Below are 207 nucleotides of genomic sequence, written 5' to 3'. Positions count from 1 at the left end.
CTTCACTGCATTCTGCTTTTTCCTGTAAAGTCTCTGGATATGTTTCGATGATTTTGGATGTTTTATTCCTCTTTCCGATTGCTGTGCATACCATGCAGACTACACTCTGGCTATTTCTTTATGAAAATATCTTTCCAAAGAAAGATACTTTCTTCCCAGAATAAAAGTCCTGCCATTTCCAGAATCATAACAGGTCATCAGATTATG

It is taken from the genome of Blautia sp. AF19-10LB, from assembly GCF_003461245.1.
Classification (GTDB): Bacteria; Bacillota; Clostridia; order Lachnospirales; family Lachnospiraceae; genus Blautia_A; species Blautia_A intestinihominis.
This window is presented reverse-complemented; position numbering follows the sequence as displayed.